The following is a 1,380-nucleotide window of genomic DNA, read 5'->3' on the forward strand; positions in this document are numbered from 1 at the left end:
CGACGACGGGACGATCACCGAGGTCACCTACGCGGAACAGGTGCGCCGAGCCGCCGCGACTGCCGATCTGCTGGCACGGCTCGGCGTACGAGCCGGGGACCGGGTCCACCTGATGACCGCCAACTGCCCGGAGTTCCTGGACGTCTGGTTCGGCTGTGGCCGGCTCGGTGCCGTCACCGTCCCCGTGAACCCGCTCTCCACCGTTGCCGAGACCGCGCACCAGCTGCGGGAGTCGCGAGCCGTCCTGTCCGTCGTGGCACCAACCCTGCGGGACACAGCGCTCGCGGCCGGCTCCGTGCCCGTCCTGACCACCGTCGAACTCAACGAGCGGCGCCGGCTGCCGAACTCGGCGGCGCCGCACGTCGCACGGGACGGCCTCGCCGCCATCATGTTCACCTCAGGCACGACCAGCGCACCCAAGGGAGTCCGGGTAACCCACGCGAACTACGCCCGGGTCGGCGCCGCGATGGCCGGGCACCTGGCCATGAGCGACAGCGATCGCTGGCTCGTGACGCTGCCGCTGTTCCACGCGAACGCGCAGTATTACTGCCTGATGTCCGCACTGACCGTGGGTGGATCGGTCGCGCTGACCTCACGGTTCTCCGCGTCCCGATGGCCACGCCAGGCACGGACGCTTCGCCCGACGCTGGCCAGCCTGTTCGCGGCGCCGGTACGAATGGTGCTGGCCCGGACCCAGCCGGACGCCGCCGACGCCGTGAACAAGCTGCGGCTGGTCCTCTTCGCCCAGAACCTCGCACCGGCGCACGCCGAGGAGTTCGAGTCCCGGTTCGGCGCACTGCTCGTCCAGCTCTACGGCATGACCGAGACCGTGCTGCCCCCCTTCGTCAACCCTCCGGACAGCCGCCGGTCCTGGGACTCCATCGGCCGCCCGCTCCCCCATCTCGAGATCCGCCTGGTCGACGCAAACGGCCAGCCCGTACCGCCGGGCACCCCCGGCGAGCTGCATGTGCGCGGCAATCCCGGGGTGGACATCACCGACGGCTACGACGGGCGCCCGGCCGAGACCGAGGACCTGCTCTCGGGCGGCTGGCTTCGCACGGGCGATCTGGTTCGCATGGACGACGACGGTCGCGCCCACTTCGTCGACCGGGCAAAGGACATGGTGAAGCGGGCCGGCGAGAACGTTTCCGCGACGGAGGTCGAACAGGTGATCGGCACCCATCCCGCAGTACTCGAAGCCGCCGTCCACGGAGTGCCAGACGAGATCTACGACGAAACGATCGTCGCGCACGTTGTCCTGCAACCGGGCGAGGAAACCACTCCCGAGGAGCTGATCGCCTGGTGCCGCGGACACCTCTCGACCTTCAAGATCCCCGACCGGGTGATCGTGCGTGCCGAGCTACCCCGCACCAGCGTCGG

General features: G+C 70.1%; 1 protein-coding gene. It reads left to right on the forward strand.

What is annotated here, in order from left to right; all coding sequences use genetic code 11:
* The coding region (locus ABGB16_RS33700) for an AMP-binding protein (RefSeq protein WP_347672096.1) at positions 1 to 1,380 on the forward strand (1,380 nt) is incomplete at both ends.

It is taken from the genome of Micromonospora sp. B11E3, from assembly GCF_039871625.1.
In the GTDB taxonomy this organism is placed as follows: Bacteria; Actinomycetota; Actinomycetes; order Mycobacteriales; family Micromonosporaceae; genus Micromonospora.